A 23,289-nucleotide genomic window follows, 5' to 3' on the forward strand; every position below is an offset into this window, starting at 1 on the left:
AGGCGTGGCGGAAGGCGGCGGCAAGATCGATCCGATGCACCAGTTCCTGGTTGAGCCGTTGTTCGGCACCCAGGACTGGCAGATTGCCGGCTACAACATCGCCTTTACCAATTCGGCGATGTGGATGGCGGTGGCTGCGGTGGGGCTGATTGCCTTCATGGCGCTCGGCACCAAGGGCAAGCTGATCCCGACGCGCGGCCAGGTGATGGTCGAAAGCGTCGTGCGCTTCATCGACAACATGCTGGCGTCGAATATCGGGCCGGAAGGGAAGCGGTACGTCCCTTACGTCTTCTCGCTTTTCATGTTCATCCTGTTTGCCAACGTGCTCGGCCTTATGCCGCTGGGCGTGGTCGGCGTGCATCCGTTCACTTTCACCAGCCACTTCACCATCACCGGCATTCTCGCGATCTTGAGCTTCGCGATCGTTCTGGTGGTCGGCTTCTGGCGCCATGGCCTGCACTTCTTCAGCCTCTTTGTGCCGCATGGCACGCCGTGGTGGCTGCTGCCGGTCATTCCCCTGATCGAGTTTGTCTCGTTCATGGTGCGTCCGTTCAGCCTTGGCCTGCGACTGTTCGTCGCCATGACGGCTGGCCACGTGCTGCTGAAGGTGCTGGCGGGCTTCGTGATCAACGCTGGCAATGCCGGCGCTGGGATCGGTCTGCTGGTCGGTATTCCGTCCTTCGGCCTGATGGTCGGCATTTCCGCCCTGGAACTGCTGGTTGCCGGTATCCAGGCCTACGTCTTCGCGCTGTTGACCTCGCTGTATCTGAACGACGCGGTCAATCTGCACTAAGTCTCGTACTGTTCAATCCAACCTTTTGATTTTGATAGGGAGTTACTGAAATGGACGCAGAAGCCGCAAAGCTGCTCGGCGCCGGTCTTGCCGCTGTGGGCGCGGGCCTTGCCTCGCTCGGCGTGGGCAACGTGTTCGGCAAGTTCCTCGAAGGCGCGCTGCGCAACCCGGGTGCGGCGGACGCACAGCAGGGCCGTCTCTTCATCGGCTTCGCCGGTGCCGAGCTTCTCGGTCTGCTCTCGTTCGTCGTGGCGATGATCCTGGTTTTCGTCGCCTAACAGGATACCAATCCTCCGCCGTTCGCGCGGTTCTCACCCGTCCCGCTCGGCACCGAGCGGCGGCTGGGGCGGGCGGGCGCGAACGGTCGGGAGGTTAAGGGTTCAAGATGCCTCAGATCTCCCAACTTGCCGCAACCTGGGCGTCGCAGCTGTTCTGGCTCGTCGTCACGTTCGGTGTTGTGTTCTTCGTCGTCGGCCGTGGCATGCTGCCCAAGGTGCAGAAGACGATCGACGCACGCGATCATTCGATTGCTGCTGATCTCGCCGCGGCATCCGCTGCGCGTGACGAAGCCGACAAGGTCGAGGCGGACTGGCGCGTGCGCGACCAAGCCAATCGCGAGAAGGCTCAAGCGCTCGTCGCGGAGGCACGTCAGCGTGCTGCCAAGGCAAGCGAAGAGACGCTGAACGCCGCCGGCCAGGAACAGGCGCAGCGGATCGCAGCAGCTGAGGCGAATATCAAGGCGGCCACCCAGCGCGCCCTCGACGAGATCGAGGCGGTTGCGGCGGAAGCCACGCAGGACATCGTGGCGCGCGTTTCCGGCGTGCAGGTGTCGGCCGATGAAGCAAGGGGCGCCGTAAAGGCGGCGATGGCACATGGCTGAGTTCATCATCCTGAGTGCTGCCGCGGGTGGCTCTGCCCAGGTGGCGCAGAATCTCGCTCATGCCGCCGAGGCAGAGGGCATGAGCGCTGAGGGTACCGAGGCGCTGGGCACCAGCATTGCCGAGGGTGGCCCTGACCATCACGTCGATCCGGCGCTGCTTGGCCTGAACGGCACCGTCTGGGTGTCGCTGGCGATGATCGTGCTGATCGCGATCCTGATCTGGAAGAAGGTCCCGGCGCTGATTGTGGGCGGGCTGGATCGTCAGATCGCCGACATCCGTCGCCAGCTGGACGAGGCCAAGGCACTTCGGGCCGAGGCAGAGGCGCTGCGCGATGAGTATGCGCGCAAGATTGCCGATGCAGAGAAGACGGCCGGTGAAATGGCCGCTCAGGCCAATCATGAAGCGGAAGTCATCATCGCCAAGGCCAAGTCGGACGCGGAGGAACTGGTTCAGCGCCGTGCCAAAATGGCCGAGGACAAGATCGCCGCTGCGGAGCGTGCCGCGCTCAACGAGGTTCGTGCAAAGACCGCGGTTGCCGCTGCCAACGCAGCCGCGACGCTGATTGCGGAGCGCCACGGCGCGGAAGCGGATCGCGCGCTGATCAACCGGACGATCTCCGGGATCGGCCGTCCGAACTGACCATCCGCTCATCAGAGCTTCAATGAGGCCGCGTCTTTATGGCGCGGCCTTTTTGCTGTCTCGCGTGATTGCCGGCATTGAAGCGTGAGGCGCACGGTGAGGCCGCTATCGTCAGCCAGGGAATCTTGAGCGCCGGGCAGCCCAGTTGATAACGTGACGCTGCTCGCCGTGGCCTCGCTGGTGCCGCGGCGCGATCTCGGGCACCTCGCAAGGTCAAGAAGACGACGGGAAAGTGGCTGCCAGCGCGACGGAGTGCTACGCTTCCGGAGTGCGCCTCCCAAACGTCGGCATCATCTCCGCCACCATCTTGGTCGCGATTGCAGCCTATCCGGCGGGCGGCTTCATCGCTGGCGCGATCCCCGCGAACGCTGCGTGGTCTGAGCCGCAGCATGGCATCACGCTCTTCGTGGAATCCAACGGCGTCCACGTTGGTATCATCATGCCGAAGCAGGCCGCCGGGGTTAACTTACGGCGCCTCTTTCCTATCGATGATTTGGCGGATCCGCGCTTTGGCGGTCACGACCATATGTCGGTGGGCTGGGGCGAGCAGGACTTCTATCTGCAGACCCCCACCTGGGCCGATCTGAAGCTGCAGACGGTGCTCGCCGCTGCACTTGGCAGTGATCGCACGCTCGTCCACGTGGATCATGTGCCAGCGCCTCCGCGTGGGTCCGATGTCCGCCGTCTCGTGGTCAGGCCGGCAGAATACCGACGTCTCGTCGCCTATGTTCAAGCGTCGCTCGTCCCCGGTGGCGAGCGTCACCGCGGCTATTTCGGCAATGACGCCTTTTATCAGGCACATGGCCGCTACAGTGCAGTCCATACCTGCAACACCTGGATAGGCGACGCACTGCGTTTCGCCGGGATCAGGACGGGCGTGTGGACCCCGTTCCCCGCCACCGTGCAATGGTGGTACGCGCCTTATGCCTGACGCGTTGCCCCGCGGATTTTTCGCGGTAAACGGTTACACGTTCTCGGAGGGGATTTATTCGATGGCATTTGCCCAGGGCGCGACCAACGCCAACAGCGCGGCTCAGGAGACGGAGGGAGCCGGCGGCACCTATGTCGATGCGCCGGATCTGCGCTGGTTCGTGTTTGCGCTGTTCTTCATCTTTGGCGGCATCACCAGCCTGAACGATATCGTGATGCCAAAGCTGCAGGAGCTGTTCACGCTCAGCCATGCTCAGGCGAATCTCGTCAACTCGGCGTTCTTCCTGGCGTATCTGCTGTTCTCCTTGCCCGCCGCCGCGGTGGTCCGCCGGGCCGGTTACATGCGCACGGCGACGCTCGGGCTGGTTCTGATGACCGTCGGCTGCCTGCTCTTCATTCCGGCATCCAGCTCGGCCACCTTCGGTATGTTCCTGTTGGCGCTCTTCGTGCTGGGCGCTGGCATCACCGTGGTCCAGGTCGTTGCCAACCCGCTGATTTCGCTGCTCGGACCGCCTCGTACGGCCCACAGCCGTCTGACCTTCGCTCAGGCATTTAACTCGCTGGGCACCACGATCTTTCCGCGGGTCGGCTCCACGCTGATCCTCGGCAGCCTGGCCGGCGTCAGTGCCGCAACCTTGAGCGGGCCGGCGCTCGACGCTTATCGCGTCGAAGCATCGCGCGCGATCGTCCATACCTACATCGGTCTCGCCGTGGCGCTGCTGGTGATTGCGGGTGTGGTGTGGACGCGGCGGAACCGGCTGCAGGAGGAGCAGGATCAGACCGGCTCGATCTTCCACGCGCTCACGTTGCTCTCGCGTCCGCGCTTCGCCTTCGGCGTCGCGTGCATCTTCCTGTACGTCGGTGCAGAGGTGGCGATCGGATCAAACCTCGTCGTGTACCTGGCGCAGCCCACGGTGTGGAACGTGCCGCTTGAAACCGCCGGCAACTACGTGCCCTTTTATTGGGGTGGCGCGCTGCTGGGTCGCTTCGTCGGCTCCGCAATCCTGCGCGTCATCTCGCCCGGCAAGGTGCTCGCGACCGCCGGTTCCGTTGCCATCGCGCTTCTGCTGTTCTCCGCCAATGCGAGCGGCACGGCTGCGGGCTGGGCCCTGATCGCGGTTGGTCTGGCGAACTCGATCATGTTCCCGACCATCTTCAGCCTGGCGTCCGAAGGGCTGGGGAAGCGCGCCGCTGAGGGCTCCGGCGTCATCGCCACCGCCATTGTTGGCGGAGCCGTGGTTCCGCCGCTATATGGCACTCTGGCGGATGTCTCGGGCAGCCTTGCCCTCGCGCTTGCGCTGCCGGTGATCTGCTATGCGGTGATCGCCAGCTTTGGCATCTACGCCCGCCGGCCGGCAGTGCCCGCCTAAGCACCGCCTGCCTGAAGGGCGAGCCTCGAAGAGGCTCGTCCGCCAAACGACCATCTGATCTTCACCCCGGCGCTGGCCGGCATCGCGCTTCCTGTTGCAAGAAGGAGCGCGAAATGCCGAACCAGTTCCGGGGTGAGATCGTTTGAGAGGCTTCAGGCTGGTTTAAAGGCCGGCAGCAGGTGAGGCCGCAGGTTCGCGGGCTCGGACGTGCCCGCCCGCGCTCAGATCCCCGTCGAACGCATCGACGATCGTGACCGGGCCATTATCCCGCGTCCGGGCGCCTAGATCGCGCCAACGGCCCGGCGCTGGTGGAAAGCGGCGCTCGCTAGCGCCGCCCAGGCAGCTCAGGCGTCTAGAGGGTAGAGCGCGGCGGCAATCTGCCGCCCTTCACCACGCAGCACGCCCCAAGCCTTCGCAGCCGCCCGGCTGTCCATGGCTTCCACGCCGATGCCGCGCTCTTCCAGAGCCCGGACGAGTGCACGAGGGGGGTGGGCCAGCATCTGGCCGGTTCCGATCAGGATGAACTCGGGCGCTGGATCCAGGATGGGCGCCAGCGCCGCCTCATCCAGCGTTTGCAGGGGCGGGGGAGCCCAGGGCTGTGCCTCCGCCACGGTGAGCATCACCGCGTCCATCACGGTTGCCTCGTCCAGGCGGAATCCGGTGCGCGTGAAACCGCGAATGATCGGCCCCCCGGCGTCTCGTTCGCGGTTGATCTTCACGGCCGTGTCACTCCCCGCGCGGCGCGATCCGCTCGGCATTCTCGATGCCGGCGCGGTTCACCTTTTCAGGCGCGGGATTGGCGCGCAGGCCCAGGGTGATGAGCAGGGAGGATGAAACGTAGATCGACGAATAAGTGCCGACCACGATGCCCAGGATCATTGCTGCGGTGAACCCGCGCAGCACGTGACCGCCCAGGAACAGAAGCGCCCCCAGAGCCAGCAGGATGGTGACGGAGGTCATCACCGTACGCGGCAGCGTTTCGTTGACCGACAGGTTCACGATCTCGCGCATGTCCATCTTGCGATAGCGGCGCATGTTTTCGCGAATGCGGTCGTCGATGACGATCTTGTCGTTGATCGAATAGCCGACGATGGTCAGCACCGCGGCGACGATGTTGAGGTCGAACTCGAACTGGGTCAGCGCGAAGAAGCCCAACGTCATCAGAAGATCGTGCACGATCGCCGCGATGGTCGACACGCCGAACTGCCATTCGAAACGCACGATCGCGAACAGGCCGATGCCCAGAATCGAGAGGACCACGGCGAGCACGCCGTTGCGGATCAGCTCGCCGGAGACCTTGCCCGAGATGGTGGAATAGCGATTGAAGGTCGCGCCCGGAAACGCCTGAGCAATTGCCGTCTCGACCTTCTTTACGGCCGCGTTCGTCGCCCCTTCGTCCGCGCCTTCCTGGATTGGCAGGCGGATGGTGAGCGTACGCGGATCACCGAACTGCTGCAGCGATGCCTCGCCGAGCCCCTGGGCGTCCACGACTTCGCGCAGGCGATCAAGATCGGGCGGTGTCACGAACCGCTCCTCGATCATCAGGCCACCTTCGAAATCGACGCCGAAGTTCAGCCCCTTTGCGAAGGTTATGCCGATGGCCAGCACCGACAGGATCAGCGTCAGGCCGAACGCCCAGCCGCGCAGGCGGACGAAATCGATGTTGGTATGGTCGGGGACGAGTTTCAGCAGGCGCATGGCAATCTTCCGTCATTCCCGCCGCGGCGGGAACCCGGAGGCGTCAGGCCCTGATCAGGGCCCCGCCGTCCGGAAACAGGGATCCCCGCGAGTGCAGGGATAATAGAGGCGGTTGGCGCAGCGATCATATGTTGATCGTCTTCGGCTTGTTCCGACGCAGCCAGCCGGCCGTCAGCATCCGGGTGAACAGCACGGCCGTGAACACGCTGGTGGCAATGCCGATCAACAGCACCACGGCAAAGCCCTTCACCGGGCCAGAGCCGAGCAGGAACATGATGATGCCCGAAATCGCGTGCGTCATGTTCGCCTCGAAGATCGTGCGGCTGGCTTCGGAATAGCCGAGTTCAACCGCCTGCACCACTGACCGCCCGCGATGCCGCTCTTCGCGGATGCGCTCGTTGATCAGCACGTTGGCGTCCACCGCGGTGCCGATGGTCAGCACGAAGCCGGCAATGCCAGGCAGCGTCAGCGTACCGCCGATCAGCGCCAGAACGCCGACAATGACGAACACATTGATGACGACGGCGAGGTTCGCGTAAACGCCGAACCGGCCATAAGTGACCAGCATGAAGGCGACGACCAGCGCCACGGCAACTGCCGACGCGAGGATACCCGCCTTGATCGATTCGGCGCCGAGGTCAGGACCGACAGTCGACTCCTCCACGACCTTCAGCGCCACCGGCAGCTTGCCCGAACGCAGTGCGATGGCGAGCGCATTGGCGCTTTCGGTGGTGAAGCTGCCCGAGATCTGGGCGCGGCCGCCGGTGATCGGTTCGTTGATGTTGGGGGCCGAGATGACCTGATTGTCCAGGATGATCGCGAACGGCTTGTTCACATTCTCCTGAGTCACCCGCGCGAACTTGCGCCCGCCCTGGCTATCGAAGGTGATCGCGACCTGCGGCTCGTTGGTCTGCTGGCTGAACTCCATACGCGCATCGCTGAGCTGGTCGCCCGTGATGATTGCGGAGCGCTTCACGGCGATCAGCGGGATGCCGCTGGGGTTGGTGGGGTAGGCAAGCACTTGGCTGCCGGCCGGAGCTTGCTTGCTGGCAAGCTGCTGCGGCGTTGCCGTCTCGTCCACCAGCTTGAATTCGAGCTTGGCGGTCTTGCCCAGCAGGTCCTTCAGCGCCTGGGGGTTCTGCAGGCCGGGGACCTGGACGACGATGCGGTTCGAGCCCTGGCGGATGATCGTCGGCTCGCGGGTGCCAAGCTCGTCGATACGGCGGCGAACCACTTCGGTGGCGTCGCCCATGGCGGTGTCCACGGCCTGGTTCAGGCCGGCCGGTGTCGGGGTCAGCACCAGGCGGCTCGAATCGACCACCTGGATGTCCCACTCGCGCTGGCCGGTCATGCCTACGCCGCCGCCGGTGATCGCCAGCAGGCGCTCGCGTGCGGCGTCGACCTGCGACGGGTCACGCAGCAGGAAGGAAAGGCGGCCGCCGCGCGTCGAAATGTCGCCGATCTCGATCCGCGGATCCTGCCGGCGCATTTCCGTCTGCACCTGCTCGCGCATCGCCTCCAGGCGGTTGGAGGCGACGTCGTTCACGTCGGCCTCGAGCAGCAGGTAGCTGCCGCCGGCGAGGTCCAGCCCCAGGTTGATGCGGGGCAGGTTGATACCCCACTGATCGGTGATGCGCTGCGGGATCAGACTGGGAATCGCCAGCGCGCACAGCACGGCGATCGTGAGCCAGATCGAGGCAACCTTCCAGCGCGGGAAATCGAGCATGTTGGCGGCCCAGTTCTTAGTCGTTCGCCGGCTTGGAGCCGAGCGCCGTCACCTCGGCGAGGGTCGCCTTGACGACCTTGATGCGGGTGTTCGGCGCGATCTCGACCTCGACGAACTGTTCTTCGACTTTGGTCACCTTGCCGACCACGCCGCCTGCGGTGACGACGGTGTCGCCCTTCTTCACAGCGGCAACAGCACTTTGCAGCGCCTTCATCCGGCGCTGCTGCGGCCGGATCATCAGAAAATAGAAGACGATGAAGACGAGAACGAGCGGCGCGAGGCTGATGAAGCCGGCCAAACCGCCCTCTGCTCCGGCGCCGCCTGCCGTTTGGGCGTAAGCTGGGGAAATGAACATGCCGTCCTTGCGTGCACATGGGTCGGGGCGCCCGGAAAGAGCCCCACGGGAAGCCTGCGCCGCTAACATTGCTGCGCCCTTGGCGCAACTCGCCGGCGCAGGTACGTGAGGGGTCAGCTGGCCCGCGATAGGGCACAGGCGAGAGGAGAGGTGAATGACGATCCTGGTAATGGGCACGATCAAGCTGGGCGCCGGCGAGGGGGCAAAGGCCGCGAAGCTGATGGCCGACCACGCCGCGACGGTACGGACCGAAGAAGGATGCGAGGAATATAGCTTTGCCTTCGATGCGGCCGATCCCGATCTGGTGCGCGTGGCCGAGCGTTGGGCCAGCCCCGAAGCACTCGCCGCCCACGGCCAGGCCGATCATCAGAAGGCGTTCGGGCGCGCTTTGCGCGAACATTCGCCCAGTGCGATGTCCATTGACGCGTGGGACGGGCAGCATTGGCGCAAGCTGATCTGATCGCCGCTTGCATAATGGGGGCGCGCCGCGTACAGGCGCCCCCCTCGGTCGGGGCGTAGCGCAGCCTGGTAGCGCATCACACTGGGGGTGTGGGGGTCGCAGGTTCGAATCCTGTCGCCCCGACCAGAGATTACAGCCGGCAAGTCCCCAGAGCGGGCCGGCTTCCCCAAATACGGTCGCATATTCCCACCCGTTCGCGGTCTCCCACTCAGGCCCGCGACACGCGTTGGTTGGCGACTTACCGCTCCATCAGGCGCGGCATCAGTTCCACGAAGTTGCATGGCCTGTGCCGGCTATCGAGCTGGTCGCGCAATATGCCGTCCCACCCGTCCTTCACCGCGCCCGTCGATCCCGGCAGGGCGAAGATGTAGGTGCCGCGCGCCACACAGGCGCAGGCGCGCGACTGGACGGTGGAGGTTCCGATCGTCTGGTACGAGAGCCAGCGGAACAGTTCGCCAAAGCCCGGGATCATCTTGTCCGCGACTCGCTCGACGGCCTCGGGCGTGACGTCGCGCCCAGTTACCCCCGTCCCGCCGGTGGTGATGATGCAGTCGATCGCCTCGTCCTCGATCCACGCATGCAGCTGGGCGACGATCATGTCCGCATCGTCGCGCAGGATCTGGCGGCCGGCGAGAATGTGACCTGCCTCGGAAAGGCGTGCGACCAGCGTGTCGCCGGATCGATCCTCGGCCAGGCCGCGGGTGTCGGAAACGGTCAGCACGGCAATGCGCACCGGAAGGAAGGGCAGGCTCTGGTCGATCGGCATGGCCGCGATATTGCGCGCGTAGCCTGCCGGATCAACGATAGCGTTGCGTTCCGCTGCGGAACCGGGCGCTGCCGAAACTGTCCTCAAAGGCTCGGCCATGTGCGGGGTTCCCGGGATCGCGTAGCATCGCCTTCAGCATCACCAGCGCGCCCGGATCGTTGCCGGCAATTGCCTTCGTCACGGCGTCGCCGCTCCCGATCATTTCCACCAATCCGATTCGCACGGCTTCCGCAGCGTCGATCGTCTCGGCAGTGAACAACAGTCGTGCCGCCTGGCCGGGGCCGATCAGCGCGGACAACCGGCCGAGATCTTCGGCGGGATAGCCGATCCCGAGCCGCGCTGGCGGAATAGCGAAACTTGCGGCTTCGCTGGCAACCCGCAGGTCCGCAGCCAGCGCCAGGGCAAATCCCGCCCCATGACAGCCGCCCTCGATCGCGGCGACAACCGGCATCGGCAAGGCCGCGAGTGCATCGGCCGCGGCGCGCAGCGCGAGGCGGAACGGCGCGCGTCCCTCCGGCGAGTCGGCCAAATGCGCTATTTCGCTGAGGTCGGCCCCGGCCGAGAAGGTGCCGGGCACCGCCGAGCGAAGCAGCACCACCGCCGCATCGGCGGGGATGCAGCCGACGGCGTCCGCCAGTGCCAGCCAATGCGCCGTACCCATGGCGTTGCGCCGCTCCGGGCGATCCATCGTCAGCCGGACCACCCCGGCGTCCTGATCTAGGCTGATCATGACAAGGTCGTCGCCAGCTGCCACCATCCCGGTGCGGCGGCGCCAATGCCCTCATACGCCCGGTCGCGATCCTCCCCCCGCTCGAACAATGCAAAGCAGGTGGCGCCGGAGCCCGACATTCGTGCCAGCGTCACGCCTGGTTGTGCGCGGAGCAGTGCCACGACGTCAGCGATCACCGGAGCGACCGCGCGTGCAGGGGGCTCAAGATCATTGCGGCCTTCCCACGGCGCCTTGGGATCAAGCGCACCGCGATCCACGCCATCCCAACCGCCGAAGACGGACGCGGTGGATACGCCAACGCCCGGGTTCACCAAGAGAACCGGTGTGTCCTGCCATTGATTGACCGGGATCAATGCGTCGCCCTTGCCGGTACCGAATGCAGTCCGGCCGGACAGGCAGGCCGGCACGTCCGCCCCGAGGCCTGCGGCCATCTCGATCAGGCGCGGGTCGTCGGCCGCAATGTCGTGCCGCCGCGCGAGCGCGCGAAGCGTGGCGGCGGCATCGGCGGATCCGCCGCCGATGCCAGATGCGACCGGCAGGTTCTTTTCCAGCATGATGTCGTGCCGATCATCAATGCCGAAACAGGCCCGGAAGGCATGGAGCGCGCGGATCACGAGATTGTCGTCCAGCGCCGGTGCAGGAGCGCTGTCGCTCGCGCCTGCCGCCAGGGCTTTGGCGAACGGCCCGGTGATACGGAACCGATCCTCGGCTGCGTCCGAAAGCGTCACCAGATCGCCGTCACGGCAAAAGGCGAACAGCGTTTCAATGTCGTGATAGCCATCCGGCCGCCGACGGCGGACGTGCAGGGCAAGGTTCAGCTTTGCCGGTGCCGGCTCCACGATCGCAGTTATCTGATTCATGGGCGCGATGTTGGTCCGTGTTCGATCTTGGCGGAAAGGCGCGCTGCGCTTTCCGAGTCCGCCGCCAATTGCGCTGCTCGCCAGGCATAACGGGCGGCAAAGCGCCGGCCGACTGCCCAGTAAACGTCGCCCAGATGCTCGTTCACTTCCAGGTCGGTCGGTGAGGCCGCGGCGGCTTGCTCGATCAGCGGCAGGGCGCGCTTCGGCTCCCCGGACAGATAATAAGCCCAGCCGAGTGAGTCGGTGATCGCGGCATCCTCGGGCTTCAGCCGGCTCGCTTTTTCCAGCAGCGCCTGGGCCGGGCCGACCGGCTCCCCATGAACGATCTGCGCATAACCGAGATAATTGAGCGCCAGCGGCTCCTCCGGGGCAAGCCTCACCGCCTCTGCCAGCGCGCGCCGGGCACGCGGCCAGTCCCCGGCTTCGTCCAGCGCCGCGCCATATTGCAGCCAGACGGACCAGTCCGCGCGCTCCTTCGCCTGATCGATGATCCGGCGGTAGATCGGCGCTGCTTCGGCCGGCCGATCGGCGCTCATCAACAGATCGGCATAGCGTTGCAGGGTAGGGGCGTTACCGTTTTTCGCCAGTGCGGCTGCCTCAGCGAGCGCTTCGTTCGTGCGGTTGGCACCCGCGAGGATCTGGATCCGTCCGCCGAGTGCTGCTTGTGCATAGGGGCTCTGCGCGCCGATCGCCGCCAGCGTCGCAAGGGCGCGATCTGTCTCTCCCGCGCGGCCCAGCGTATAGCCGAGCAGCAGCCGTGCGCGATCATTGGTCGGATCGGCGACCACAGCGGCCTGTGCCATCGTGAGCGGAAATGGGCCGGGCGGGCCGACGATCAGATCGGTCACCACCCGCGTCAGCAATGCTGACATGCCGAAGCCGAGCGAGGGCTTCGCTCCGGTGCCAGTGCGTTCGCGCAGCGCCGCGACGGCCGGCGAGTCTCCCATCAGCAGGGTCCGCGCCTCGGCAGTCTTGCCCATGCCGATTAGCAGCCGCGCGGCGATGATCCTCATGTCTTCACTGGCCTGGGCATTGCCCAGAACGGCGCGAAGGATGGCGAGCCCCTCACCGGTATGGCCCTTAGCAACCAGGATCAGGGCGCGTGCCTCGCTGGCGAACCGGCGCGACACCGGGTCATCGTGCGGCGCGGCGAGAAGCGGCAACGGATCTTCGCCTTTCGCGAACGCCAGCCACGCGGCAAGCGGCGGCGCCAGGACGGCGAGCTGGCTCTTGCCAAGACGCCCGATGGCGGCCCCGGCGGCGGCGAGATCCTCGTGAGCGGCAGCGCTGGCGAGGATCAGCAGGTCCGCATCGGCCGGTGCAGCCTGGCCGAGCGCGGCAGCCGATTCGAGCGCGAGCTTCAGATCGCCCGCGGCGATCGCCTGACGATAGGCAAAGGCGGCGACGCCGACGTCGCCCGGCGTTGCCGCCAGGGCATCGGCGTAGCGGCTGGCGGCAATCCACGCTGCCCCGTCGCCATCGGCAGCACGCGCCTGCAGATAGGCCAGCAGGTCCGGCGTGGCGGCCTGGACGGGAAGCGACAACCCGCCCAGCGCCACACCGGCTGCCAGCACCATCAGCTTACATGTTGGGATAGTTCGGGCCACCGCCGCCCTCGGGCACCACCCAGTTGATGTTCTGCGTTGGGTCCTTGATGTCGCACGTCTTGCAGTGGACGCAATTCTGCGCGTTGATCACGAACTTCGGATCGCCCGTTTCCTCGCCGACGATCTCGTACACGCCCGCCGGACAGTAGCGCTGCGCCGGCTCGTCATAGAGCGGCAGGTCGTACTTAACCGGAATGTCCGGATCTTTCAGCGTCAGGTGGATCGGCTGATCTTCCTCGTGATTGGTGTTCGAGAGGAACACCGAGGACAGGCGGTCAAAGGTCAGCACGCCATCCGGCTTCGGATAGTCGATCTTCTTCGCCATGTCCTTGCGCCAGAGCGTGTCGTGATCGGCATGCTGCTTCATGGTCAACGGCCACTTCAGGCCGAGATACTCCATCCACATCGCGATGCCGGCGATGCCCGATCCCATGAAGTCACCAAACTTCTTCACCAAGGGGGCGACGTTGCGGACGATCGACAGCTCCTTCTTCACCCACGATGCCTCGAAGGCGGCGGGGTAGGCGGCCAGCTCGTCGCTCTGCCGCTGCGACAGGATCGCGTCCGCCGCGGCCTCGGCGGCCATCATGCCGCTCTTCATCGACGTGTGCGTGCCCTTGATCCGCGGCACGTTGAGGAAGCCCGCGCTGTCACCGATCAGCGCGCCGCCCGGGAAGACGAGCTTCGGGATCGACTGCAGCCCGCCGTCGCTGATTGCGCGCGCGCCATAGCTCACGCGCTTGCCGCCCTTGAGCAGCGCGGCGATCTCCGGATGCGTCTTCCAGCGCTGCATTTCGGCAAACGGAAAGACGTGCGGGTTGGAATAGTTCAGCCAGGTGACGAGGCCGAGGCTAACCTGCCCGTTCGCCTGGTGATAGATCCAGCCGCCGCCATTGGTGTCGCTCTCGCTGAGCGGCCAGCCCTGCGTGTGGATCACCTTGCCCGGCTCGTGCAGCGCGGGATCGATGTCCCACAATTCCTTGATGCCGAGCCCGTAGGACTGCGGATCGCAATCGGCGCGCAGGTCGAAAATGCGCATCAGCTCCTTCGACAGATGCCCACGGCACCCCTCGGAGAAGAAGGTGTATTTCGCATGCAGTTCCAGGCCCGGCTGATAATCGGGCTTGCGCGTGCCGTCGCGCGCCACGCCCATGTCGCCCGTCGCGACGCCCTTCACGCTGCCGTCCTCGTTGAACAGGATCTCGGCCGCGGCGAAGCCCGGGAAAATCTCGACGCCCAGTTCCTCGGCCTTGCCCGCCAGCCAGCGGCACAGGTTGCCGAGGCTGCCGGTATAGGTACCCTTGTTGTGCAGGAACGGCGGGGTCCACAGGTGCGGCAGGTTGAACTTGCCCTTGCGGCTCAGCACCCAGTGGATGTTCTGCGTGACCGGCACTTCGGCCAGCGGGCAGCCGTCCTCGCGCCAGTTCGGCAGCAGTTCGTCGAGGCTGCGCGGGTCGATCACCGCGCCCGACAGGATGTGTGCACCGACTTCGCTGCCCTTTTCGAGCACGCAGACCGAAATTTCGGCGTCTTTCTCTGCCGCGAGCTGTTTGAGCCGGATCGCCGCGCTGAGGCCCGCCGGCCCCGCACCCACGATCACAACATCATACGGCATCGACTCGCGTTCGCTCATTATTCTCTCCATCTGCCAACCCGCCCGTCGCCCCCGCAGTCGGGCGCATGCCGGCAACGTTCCGTCCTTCGTGGCTGTCGAGCGAATTGACCGCCACGTCAACCATCAGGCTTAAGTGGGTGCACATGGGGGCAGATCCAAACATCGATTGGCGGCAAGCCGCGGCAAGCGCAATGGAATGGTGGCGCGATGCCGGCGTGGATGTGCTGGTCGGCGACGAACCGTTTGACTGGCTTTCTCCTGAGCAGCCGGATCTGGTTTCGTCGCTTTCGCCAGTCGCGCTCCCGCCTGCTGCCGCTACGGCCGGGCCGGCTTCGGGCGGCGTGGCGATGCCGGGGACGATCGCCGAGCTCCTTGAATGGCGGACGGGGTCTGCGGCGCCTGAGGCGGGCTGGGGCGTGCCGCTCGTCCCGGCCACGGGCCCGATGGACGCCGACATCATGATTCTCATCGACTGTCCGGAGCGGGACTCGGCCGATTCGCTGCTGGGCGGCGCCGCGGGGCGGCTGTTTGATCGTATGCTCGCCGCGATTGGCCGAAGCCGCGACGACGTTCATCTCGCCAGCCTTTGCGCGGCGCGTCCCGCAGCCGGCCGACTCCCGCGCGAAATGGAATCGCAACTGGCGGAAATCGCGCGTCATCACGTCGCGCTCGCGGCTCCAAAGCGGCTGCTCGTGATGGGAGATGCGGCGAGCCGTGCGATTCTGTCGGCCAATGTGATGCAGGCACGCGGACGTTTGCACGCACTTAACCATAAGAAAGACAGTCAGAGCGAGGTCGTGGCGAGCTTCCATCCGCGCATGCTGTTGGAAAGGCCCGTCCTGAAGGCTGAAGCTTGGAAAGATCTGCAGATGCTGATGGGGGGATTGAAGTGAGCCGGGTGTTGCTAGCCGCCGTGTCTGTCGCCGCGATGACGCCAGCGCTGGCCGCTGCCGAGCCTGCACCCCCGCCTGGTGTGGCAAGTGCAGCCACGCCGTCGCTTCCACCGCAGCTTTCCACCGACCAGCGCACGCAATACCGCGCGGTGTTCGCCTCGATCCGTGAAGGGCGCTGGCAGGATGCGCAGATCGGCCTCGACGGGATGGCGACTGGCCCCTTGCACAGCTACGCCCGCGCCGAACTCTATACCGCCAAGGGCTCGCCCCGCGTTGAACTCGATCAGCTCGTCCGTCTCCTGACCGAGGCGCCGGAACTGCCTCAGGCGGAGGCGATCGCCCGGCTTGCCAAGCTGCGCGGCGCGGCGGAGCTTCCGCAACTCCCCGTCCAGCAGCGGCTCGTCTGGCAGGATGGCGCACCCACCCGCATCCGCGCCAAGGCCACCCGCAGCGATACGATTGCAGCCGATCTCGCCGATCGCATGCAGCCCTATGTGAAGGCCGACATGGGCCGCGAGGCGGAGGCGCTGCTCGACTCGACCAGCGGGCTTACTCCTGAGGCGACCACCGAATGGCAGTCGCGGGTGGCGTGGATCTACTTCCTTCAGGGGCTGGACGGCGACGCGCGGCGCATGGGCGACAAGGCGGCGCAGGGGCAGGGCGACTGGGCTACCCACGCCCGCTGGACCTCGGCACTCGCCGCCTGGCGTCAGAATGATTGCGCGGCGGCGGGTGAAGGCTTCCAATCCGTTTCTGCGCGTGCCGGTGATACCGACATGCGTGCCGCTGGCCTGTATTGGGCAAGCCGTGCCGACATGACCTGCGGCCGCCCTGATCGTATTGAGGCCCGGCTCAAGAACGCTGCGCAATATGGCGAGACCTTCTACGGCCAACTGGCCCGCCAGGCGCTCGGGATGCAGACTGCGGTGTTCAAGCCGCAGAAGGTAACGGGTGACTGGGCCAGCCTGGAACGGCGCCCGAACGTGCGCGTGGCCGCCGCTCTGGTAGAGATCGGGGAAACCGATGCTGCGGATCAGGTGATCCGGCAACAGGCAAAGATCGGTCCGTCCAGCGAATTTGCTAGCCTGATGCGGGTGACGGAGCAGATGAACCTGCCGGCCAGCGTCGTCTGGCTGGCGCATAATTGTCCGCAGGGTTTCGTCGCCACCGCGGAGACGCGTTACCCCACTCCGAACTGGACGCCCGACACCGGCTGGCGGATCGACAAGGCGCTTGTCTACGCCCACACGCTTCAGGAATCGGGTTTCCGCAACAAGGTCGTGTCGCCCGCCGGCGCCTATGGCCTCATGCAGATCATGCCCGCGGCTGCCACCGATTACATGCGCGAGCGGGGGATTTCTGTCGATAAGTCGGCACTGACCCGTCCTTCGACCAACATCGATATCGGCCAGCGGCATCTTGAGAAACTGCGCGACATGGGCCTGACCCAGGGTCTGCTGCCTAAGGTGATCGCCGCCTACAATGCGGGGCCCAAGCCGGTTGGCGAGTGGAACGCGCTGGTTCGCGACAATGGCGATCCGCTGCTCTACATCGAGAGCATCCCTTATTGGGAAACGCGCGGCTATGTCGTCACCGTGCTGCGGAATTACTGGATGTACGAGGGGCAGACCGGCCGCAAGGAATCGGTCAGCCGCGCTGCGCTCGCGCAGGGCATGTGGCCGCGCTTTCCTGGTATGAAGGGTGAGCCTGCCATTCGCATTGCGAACCGTCCGTCGGCAAACACCGTCGCCGCAAACGCTGTTGTGTCGCCGGCCTCCACCACCACGGTCGCGAGCGCTCAATAAAGCGACCGCGAGGGGAGCCAGGGTTGAGCAAGCGCCGCTCGCCGGCGGCGCGCGATTGCTCCTTGCCCCTGCCAGGTTGACGCGCGCCGACCGGTTCGAGCGCACTTGCGACGCCGCGGTAGGCGGTGCCTGTGCTGAGCTTGGACGTAAAAATCCAACGTTCGCTACTTGTTCCAGAGGAACAAACGCAATACATGCCGTTCACGCGTTGAACGGTTCGCGCGCTTGCTCTAGCGAAAGGGCTTATTAATGGCCGCCAATCTCAAGGTGATCCCCAACAACATGGCAAGCGCGAACTCGGATCGTCAGAAGGCGCTCGACGCCGCCCTCGCGCAAATTGACCGCGCGTTCGGCAAGGGCTCTGCAATGAAGCTCGGCCAGAAGGAGGCGATGAAGGTCGAGGTGGTGTCGACCGGCAGCCTCGGGCTGGACATCGCACTCGGCGTCGGTGGTCTGCCGCGCGGCCGTATTGTCGAGATCTTTGGCCCGGAATCGTCGGGTAAGACCACGCTCGCGCTGCACGCCATTGCCGAGGCGCAAAAGTCCGGCGGTCTGGCGGCGTTCGTTGACGCGGAACACGCGCTTGATCCCAGCTACGCCAAGAAGCTGGGCGTCGACATCGATGAACTGATCGTCTCGCAGCCGGATACGGGCGAGCAGGCGCTGGAGATCGTCGATACGCTGGTGCGCTCCAATGCCATCGACGTTCTCGTTGTCGACTCGGTCGCTGCCCTGGTGCCGCGCGCTGAAATCGAGGGCGAGATGGGCGACAGCCACGTCGGTCTTCAGGCTCGCCTGATGAGCCAGGCACTGCGCAAGCTGACCGGCACGATCAGCCGCTCGCGCTGTCTCGTCATCTTCATCAACCAGATCCGCATGAAGATCGGCGTGATGTACGGTTCGCCCGAAACCACGACTGGCGGCAACGCGCTGAAGTTCTACGCGTCCGTGCGCCTCGACGTGCGCCGTATCGGCTCGGTCAAGGATCGTGAGGAAGCGACTGGCAACCAGACCCGCGTAAAGGTGGTGAAGAACAAGGTCGCACCGCCCTTCAAGCAGGTCGAGTTCGACATCATGTTCGGCGAGGGCATCTCCAAGCTGGGCGAAGTGATCGATCTCGGCGTGAAGGCTGGCCTGGTCGAGAAGTCGGGCTCTTGGTTCAGCTATGACTCGATCCGCATCGGGCAGGGCCGTGAGAACGCGAAGAATTACCTGCGCGAGAACCCCGAGGTGGCTCAGCGTCTGGAGCGTTCGATCCGCATGCGCCAGGAGGGCCTGGGCGAGGAACTGATGGCCGGGCCGTCCGAAGAAGACGATATCTGATCCATCGGGTACAACAATGTAACGCAGGGCTGGCCACCTCAGGGTTGCCGGCCCTTTGTCGTTTCGGTCTAGGGTCGAACTTCGCTGAGCCGAGGCCGCCTACCTGGGCTGAGCCTAGCCTCGACGGCGAGAGCGGGGAGCAGCGCCGAGTGCGGCTCGTCTAAGGCCTGCCTGACGTCCCGGCAAAAGCAAGAGAGCGCGCGCTGGTAAGCTTCGCACGAGGCGGTCGCGCTTGGCGGAGCACCAGCAGGCCAGCGCCACGTCCGGCAGCGCGGCAGCTCCATCCCACGCCCGTTGATCTTGTTATGCTTGCGAGTGCTGCCGTTTCCGACCCACCCACCGCGTCGCTGACGACCATTTCACCAACGCGCCTTCAACCAGCCGCCTCGATCAGCTCCCGGGTCGTCCGTGGCAAATCAGCGCCACACAACGATACTTGCCTCGCAGCCCGACCCAGCTCGATCAGGCTGCGGTGAAGCAGCCAAGCCCCAGCGCTGCCAGACGGGGTGCGTTCTCTCACGCTCCCGCGCCAGACGGATGGCGAGCCAAACGTTCCAGTCGCGCCATGGCGCTTTTGCGACGGCTATCCACTTCTCCCCGCGCGAGCGCCCGGGCGCAAAGTGCAGCCTATCGGCGCCGGCTCGAAGGGTCCCGCACCCGGTCCCGCCTCATTCGAGCCCAGCCATCCCCACCATGCTCATCGATCGTGACATTCGCGTCATGGCCGTTGCCCTTTCCCTTTGCGGGCGCAGGCCTCACACCGGCTGTCACAATAATGAAGGACTATGCCCATGACCGCCGCTCCTGAATGGCAGACCCGTGTCGGCGACGTCTGGGCCGCCGAATGGCGCCGCACCGATCGCAGCTTCGCCGCGCTGTCGCAGCTTCTCGATGCCGCCATCCTCGCCGTGGCGCCTGACGCGGGTCGTGCCGCTGATCTTGGCTGCGGCGCCGGGGTGACCAGCCTTGCACTTGCCGCGGCCCGGCCGCGACTGGAGATCCTGGGCGTCGACCTTTCCGCCGCCCTCGTCGCCGTCGCGCAGGAGCGTGCTGCGCAGCATGGGCTCGACAATCTCCGCTTCGTCACCGGAATGGTGCCGCAGGCGCTCGCGCCGCATGCGCCCTTCGATCTGGCCGTCTCGCGCCACGGCGTGATGTTCTTCGATGATCCGGTTGCTGCCTTTCGCGGCATTGCCGCTGCGCTTCGTCCCGGCGCCCCGCTGGTTTTCTCCTGCTTCCGTAGCGGCGCGGAAAACCCCTGGGCGTCGCACACGATCGCCGCACTCGGCGGGCGGCTGGATGCGCCGGCCGGCTACGCGCCTGGCCCGTTCGCCTTTGCCGATCGGGAAATGGTGCACCAGCTGCTGAGCGACGCAGGCTTCGCCGACATCTCCATCACCCCAGCCGACTATCCGTATCGCGCCGGCGAGGGCACGGACCCCGCCGCGGATGCTGCCGACTTCTTCCGCCGCATCGGACCGGTATCGCGCGCGATCGCCGAAGCGTCCGAAGCGGACCGCCCGGCACTGCTGGAGCGGTTGCGCGTTGTGCTCGCCGAGCAGGTGGCGGGAGATGTGCTCGAATTCCCCGCCGCAGCCTGGATCGTCACGGCACGTGCACAGGGGAGGGGCCAATGATCATCGTCCACCATCTCGAAAATTCGCGATCGCAGCGTGTGCTGTGGATGCTGGAGGAGCTGCGGCTGCCCTATGAGGTGCGCCGCTATGAACGGGATCGCAAGACGATGCTCGCCCCGCCGGAGCTGCGCCGCATCCACCCGCTCGGCAAATCGCCGGTGATCGAGGATACGGACGATGGCAGGCGGGTGGTCGCCGAAACGGGCGCCATCGTCGAATATCTGGTGGACAAGGCGGATGGCCGGCTAGGCCCGCCGGCGAACCGGGCGGCGGCGCTCGATTACCGCTATTGGCTGCATTACGCCGAGGGCTCGCTGATGCCGCCGCTGCTCGTCACCCTGGTGCTCAGCCGCGTGCCCTTGTTCGGCAAGGCAGCGCAGAAGCGGATCCGGCCATGGATCGAAACTCACCTCGATTTTGTGGAATCGCACCTCGCCGCCCACCCGTGGTTTGCGGGGGATTCGCTCACGGCGGCGGATGTGATGATGAGCTTCCCGCTGGAAGCGGCGCGCAGCCGTGGGGGGCTTGATGCGGCACGCCCCGCCACCATCGCCTGGTTGGAAAAGGTCCATGCCCGGCCCGCCTATCAGGCGGCACTGCGCGCGGGCGGACCCTATGATTATGCCTGACGGACGAGCGCTCTAGCCGCTCTCCGCCGGAGCCACGATCGCGCGGCTCCGGCGGTGATTGCCCTAACTCAGGCGTGCCGGTCGGCGCTGCCCAGCGATGGCGTATCGTGGAAACTGTCGGTGGCATGCGCCGGGCCATGGCCGCTCGGCGCGGCCGGCCCGTCGATCGCGTCCGGCTCCAGCGGGTCGAGCTTGCCTTCCCACTTGGCGATCACCGCACTCGCCACCGCGTTGCCGACCACGTTGGTCGCGGACCGACCCATGTCGAGGAAATGGTCGATGCCGAGGATCAGCAGCAGGCCGGCCTCCGGAATGTCAAAGAAGCCAAGCGTCGCCGCGATCACCACCAGGCTGGCGCGCGGCACGCCCGCGATGCCCTTGCTGGTGATCATTAGCACCAGCAGCATGGTGATTTCCTGCCCCAGCGTCAGATCGATGCCATAAGCTTGCGCGATGAAGATCGTCGCGAAGGTCATGTAGATCATCGAGCCGTCGAGATTGAAGCTGTAGCCCAGCGGCAGCACGAAGCTGGCAATGCGCGGCGGAACGCCGAACTTGTCCAGCGCTTCCAACGTGCGCGGATAGGCCGCTTCGGACGAGGCGGTGGAAAAGGCGAGCAGCAGCGGCTCGCGCACATAGCGCACGAGCAGCGTCGTGCGGCGACCGACGATCAGGTAGCAGACCCCGATCAGCAGCAGCCACAGCAGGATCATGCCAAGATAGAAGGTGCCCATGAAATAGGCGAGGTTGCCGATGATCGACGGGCCGCGTTCCGCCAGCGTGCCGGTGACGGCGGCGAACACCGCGACCGGTGCGAAGCGCATCACGTAATTGGTGACCGTCAGCATCACCTGCACGAGTGCTTCGATCCCGCGCACCAGCGGCGCTGCCTTTTCGCCCACGGCGGTGATGGCGACGCCGATGAAGATCGAGAAGATCACGATCTGCAGGATCTCGTTCTTCGCCATCGCTTCGATGCCGGAGGCGGGGAAGACGTGGGTAATGAAATCCTTCAGGTTGAAGGCGGCCTTTTCCACGCCGCTCGCCTCGTTCACCGGCGGCAGCGGGAAGTTGAGCCCGACGCCCGGCTGGAACAGGTTGACGAGGATCAGCCCGAGCGTGAGGCTCACCAGGCTGGCGCAGAGGAACCAGCCGACCGAGCGGATGCCGATACGGCCGAGCGCTGCGGTGTCGCCCATATGGGCAATGCCGGCCACCAGGGTTGCGAACACCAGCGGGGCGATGATCATCTTGATCAGCCGCAGGAATACGGCAGTGATGATCGAGAAATACCCGGCGATGTCCTTCAACTGGGCGGCGGCGGCAGGGGAGCCGTCGTCAATCAGTGCGTTCAGCGACAGGCCCAGAACAATGCCCGCTGCCAGGCCGATCATGATATACAAGGTCAGCCGCTTGGCCATGTATGCTCCGTCATCGTGGAACCGCAGCGTCCCTCGAAATCACCCTGTCGGCGCCCCTTGCGTGAAGGAAGCGGCTTATCGGCAGGCATGCGGCGGACAACGACGGTCGTTTTGCACCGTGAAGGGGATTGCCGGGGCTAGGTCAAGCCCGCGCGTCACATCGGCCGAGCCAATGAAGCCGCGCGCGGCCCGCGTCCATCGGGCGGAGACTGACCGGATCTGCGCGCCCGAATCAGGCCGGCTCCGCTGAGCAAAGCCGCCTTTTCGCTAGGTGCGCGGGCCCCAGAGGATCATCGCTGCCCCGATCAGGCACACGCCGGCACCCGTCAGATCCCACCGATCGGGCCGCGAGCCCTCGGCCAGCCACAGCCAAAGCAATGCCGTAGCGATATAGATCCCCCCATAAGCAGCATAGGCGCGGCCCGCGTGATCGGCATCCACCAGGGTGAGGAGATAGGCGAAGAGGCAGAGCGAGGCGGTGCCCGGCACGATCCACCACGGCGATCGATCCAGCCTCAGCCATGCCCAGAAGCTGAAGCAGCCGGCGATCTCCGCCACCGCCGCGCCGATGAAGGCAAATGCACTCATGAAGCCGGCTTCTGCCGCAAGGCCGCGCCATCGGCCAGTCCGGCGGCGGAGGCGAGGTGTAGCAGGGAACGATCACCGTTCCGCTGCGCTCTTCGGACACGAGGAGAACAAGCGCCATGGAAGACGCACGCATCTGGAGCTTCGAGAAGAGCCTGTGGACCGGCGGTGCCGAAGTGTATCGTGAACTGGTCGACGACGAATGCGTCATGGTGCTGCCGGCGCAGCCCTTCGTGTACAAGGCCCAGGCGGCGATCGAAGCCGTGGCCAACACGCCGCGCTGGTCCGACGTGGAATTCAGCGAGCAACAGGTGATGCGCCCGCAGGAAGGCTTGATCACCATCGCCTACAAGGCGGCGGCGCGCCGCGAAGGTGGCGACGATTACGTCGCTTATTGCACCACTACCATGCGACGACTGGATCATGAGGTCTGGCGGGTGGTGCAGCATCAGCAGACATTGCCCCCGATTGCCGGCGGCGCGACGCAGGGCTGAAGAGCGTCCGTGCGCCCCGCCAAAACGGCGGAAACGGGAAGATATGGTAACGCAATCCGCTAGTCATGGGGC

At 65.6% G+C, this 23,289-nt stretch carries 24 protein-coding genes and 1 tRNA gene; 14 read left to right on the plus strand and 11 right to left on the minus strand.

The genetic code is table 11. The features are described 5' to 3' along the window. The first annotated feature begins 4 nt into the window (after positions 1–4). From LK535_RS08770 to LK535_RS08795, 6 genes are all read left to right on the plus strand, one after another. Positions 5–793: a F0F1 ATP synthase subunit A gene (locus LK535_RS08770; protein WP_227771507.1), complete on the plus strand. Its 789-nt coding sequence runs from the start codon at positions 5–7 to the stop codon at positions 791–793. Positions 794–843: 50 nt separating this feature from the next. Beyond that, complete coding sequence (locus tag LK535_RS08775; protein ID WP_046409264.1) at positions 844–1,071, plus strand: F0F1 ATP synthase subunit C; 228 nt, start codon at positions 844–846, stop codon at positions 1,069–1,071. Between the two features lie 107 nt (positions 1,072–1,178). Then, complete coding sequence (locus tag LK535_RS08780; RefSeq protein WP_227771508.1) at positions 1,179–1,673, plus strand: ATPase; 495 nt, start codon at positions 1,179–1,181, stop codon at positions 1,671–1,673. Further along, positions 1,666–2,313, plus strand: a complete 648-nt coding sequence (locus LK535_RS08785) for a hypothetical protein (RefSeq protein WP_227771509.1) — start codon at positions 1,666–1,668, stop codon at positions 2,311–2,313. Before LK535_RS08780 ends, LK535_RS08785 begins: the two co-directional genes overlap by 8 nt. A gap of 268 nt (positions 2,314–2,581) precedes the next feature. Beyond that, the gene (locus tag LK535_RS08790) at positions 2,582–3,244 is read left to right on the plus strand and encodes a TIGR02117 family protein (RefSeq protein WP_227771510.1); all 663 of its coding nucleotides are present in this window, start codon (positions 2,582–2,584) and stop codon (positions 3,242–3,244) included. A gap of 61 nt (positions 3,245–3,305) precedes the next feature. Then, complete coding sequence (locus LK535_RS08795) at positions 3,306–4,613, plus strand: sugar MFS transporter (RefSeq protein WP_227771511.1); 1,308 nt, start codon at positions 3,306–3,308, stop codon at positions 4,611–4,613. Between the two features lie 344 nt (positions 4,614–4,957). Here the strand turns inward: LK535_RS08795 and LK535_RS08800 are convergent, their stop codons facing one another. The 4 genes from LK535_RS08800 to yajC form a co-directional block, all read right to left on the minus strand. Then, positions 4,958–5,332 carry an Mth938-like domain-containing protein gene (locus LK535_RS08800; protein ID WP_321576546.1) on the minus strand — a complete coding sequence of 125 codons (375 nt, stop codon included), beginning with the start codon at positions 5,330–5,332 and terminating at the stop codon, positions 4,958–4,960. 7 nt (positions 5,333–5,339) lie between these two features. Next, positions 5,340–6,311, minus strand: coding sequence for a protein translocase subunit SecF (gene secF / locus LK535_RS08805; protein ID WP_227771513.1), 972 nt, complete (start codon positions 6,309–6,311; stop codon positions 5,340–5,342). Between the two features lie 124 nt (positions 6,312–6,435). Continuing rightward, complete coding sequence (gene secD, locus LK535_RS08810) at positions 6,436–8,037, minus strand: protein translocase subunit SecD (RefSeq protein WP_227771514.1); 1,602 nt, start codon at positions 8,035–8,037, stop codon at positions 6,436–6,438. A gap of 16 nt (positions 8,038–8,053) precedes the next feature. After that, positions 8,054–8,392: a preprotein translocase subunit YajC gene (gene yajC / locus LK535_RS08815; RefSeq protein ID WP_227771515.1), complete on the minus strand. Its 339-nt coding sequence runs from the start codon at positions 8,390–8,392 to the stop codon at positions 8,054–8,056. A gap of 154 nt (positions 8,393–8,546) precedes the next feature. Between yajC and LK535_RS08820 the strand changes: the two genes are divergently transcribed. After that, positions 8,547–8,852: a putative quinol monooxygenase gene (locus LK535_RS08820; RefSeq protein WP_227771516.1), complete on the plus strand. Its 306-nt coding sequence runs from the start codon at positions 8,547–8,549 to the stop codon at positions 8,850–8,852. A gap of 49 nt (positions 8,853–8,901) precedes the next feature. After that, positions 8,902–8,978 (plus strand) — tRNA-Pro (locus LK535_RS08825). 112 nt (positions 8,979–9,090) lie between these two features. Here the strand turns inward: LK535_RS08825 and moaB are convergent. Genes moaB through LK535_RS08850 form a run of 5 tightly spaced genes read right to left on the minus strand, consistent with a single transcriptional unit; the run spans position 9,091 to position 14,448 of the window. Continuing rightward, positions 9,091–9,618, minus strand: a complete 528-nt coding sequence (gene moaB / locus LK535_RS08830; protein ID WP_227771517.1) for a molybdenum cofactor biosynthesis protein B — start codon at positions 9,616–9,618, stop codon at positions 9,091–9,093. Between the two features lie 31 nt (positions 9,619–9,649). Next, entirely contained in the window at positions 9,650–10,348 is a 699-nt protein-coding gene (locus tag LK535_RS08835; RefSeq protein ID WP_227771518.1) for an enoyl-CoA hydratase/isomerase family protein, read from the minus strand. Then, positions 10,345–11,208 (minus strand): 4-(cytidine 5'-diphospho)-2-C-methyl-D-erythritol kinase, encoded by an 864-nt coding sequence (locus LK535_RS08840; protein ID WP_227771519.1) that lies wholly within the window; start codon positions 11,206–11,208, stop codon positions 10,345–10,347. Before LK535_RS08840 ends, LK535_RS08835 begins: the two co-directional genes overlap by 4 nt. Beyond that, complete coding sequence (locus LK535_RS08845) at positions 11,205–12,785, minus strand: tetratricopeptide repeat protein (protein WP_227771520.1); 1,581 nt, start codon at positions 12,783–12,785, stop codon at positions 11,205–11,207. The genes LK535_RS08840 and LK535_RS08845 overlap by 4 nt, the downstream gene beginning before the upstream one ends. Before the next feature lie 4 nt (positions 12,786–12,789). Beyond that, positions 12,790–14,448, minus strand: a complete 1,659-nt coding sequence (locus LK535_RS08850; RefSeq protein WP_227771521.1) for an electron transfer flavoprotein-ubiquinone oxidoreductase — start codon at positions 14,446–14,448, stop codon at positions 12,790–12,792. Between the two features lie 203 nt (positions 14,449–14,651). On the opposite strand from LK535_RS08850, the gene LK535_RS08855 reads away from it, so the two are divergent. The 5 genes from LK535_RS08855 (at position 14,652) to LK535_RS08875 (ending at position 20,717) form a co-directional block, all read left to right on the plus strand. Further along, positions 14,652–15,323: a uracil-DNA glycosylase gene (locus LK535_RS08855; RefSeq protein ID WP_321576547.1), complete on the plus strand. Its 672-nt coding sequence runs from the start codon at positions 14,652–14,654 to the stop codon at positions 15,321–15,323. Between the two features lie 35 nt (positions 15,324–15,358). Then, positions 15,359–17,128, plus strand: coding sequence for a lytic transglycosylase domain-containing protein (locus LK535_RS08860; RefSeq protein WP_227771585.1), 1,770 nt, complete (start codon positions 15,359–15,361; stop codon positions 17,126–17,128). Between the two features lie 249 nt (positions 17,129–17,377). Next, on the plus strand, positions 17,378–18,451 hold the full coding sequence (gene recA, locus LK535_RS08865; protein ID WP_321576548.1) for a recombinase RecA: 1,074 nt from the start codon (positions 17,378–17,380) through the stop codon (positions 18,449–18,451). A 791-nt stretch (positions 18,452–19,242) separates the two neighbouring features. After that, on the plus strand, positions 19,243–20,088 hold the full coding sequence (locus LK535_RS08870) for a class I SAM-dependent methyltransferase (RefSeq protein ID WP_227771523.1): 846 nt from the start codon (positions 19,243–19,245) through the stop codon (positions 20,086–20,088). Further along, the gene (locus LK535_RS08875) at positions 20,085–20,717 is read left to right on the plus strand and encodes a glutathione S-transferase family protein (protein WP_227771524.1); all 633 of its coding nucleotides are present in this window, start codon (positions 20,085–20,087) and stop codon (positions 20,715–20,717) included. The genes LK535_RS08870 and LK535_RS08875 overlap by 4 nt, the downstream gene beginning before the upstream one ends. Before the next feature lie 68 nt (positions 20,718–20,785). Here LK535_RS08875 and LK535_RS08880 read toward each other — a convergent pair whose 3' ends face one another. Together LK535_RS08880 and LK535_RS08885 are read right to left on the minus strand one after the other, a co-directional pair. Continuing rightward, a complete protein-coding gene (locus tag LK535_RS08880) occupies positions 20,786–22,138 on the minus strand; it encodes a dicarboxylate/amino acid:cation symporter (protein ID WP_227771525.1) in 1,353 nt (450 codons plus the stop codon). Positions 22,139–22,405: 267 nt separating this feature from the next. Then, positions 22,406–22,726 (minus strand): YnfA family protein, encoded by a 321-nt coding sequence (locus LK535_RS08885; protein WP_227771526.1) that lies wholly within the window; start codon positions 22,724–22,726, stop codon positions 22,406–22,408. Between the two features lie 116 nt (positions 22,727–22,842). On the opposite strand from LK535_RS08885, the gene LK535_RS08890 reads away from it, so the two are divergent. Continuing rightward, positions 22,843–23,217, plus strand: coding sequence for a DUF4440 domain-containing protein (locus LK535_RS08890; RefSeq protein ID WP_227771527.1), 375 nt, complete (start codon positions 22,843–22,845; stop codon positions 23,215–23,217). The last annotated feature ends 72 nt before the right edge of the window (positions 23,218–23,289 follow it).

The organism is Sphingomonas sp. IC4-52 (assembly GCF_020707225.1).
Lineage (GTDB): Bacteria > Pseudomonadota > Alphaproteobacteria > Sphingomonadales > Sphingomonadaceae > Sphingomonas.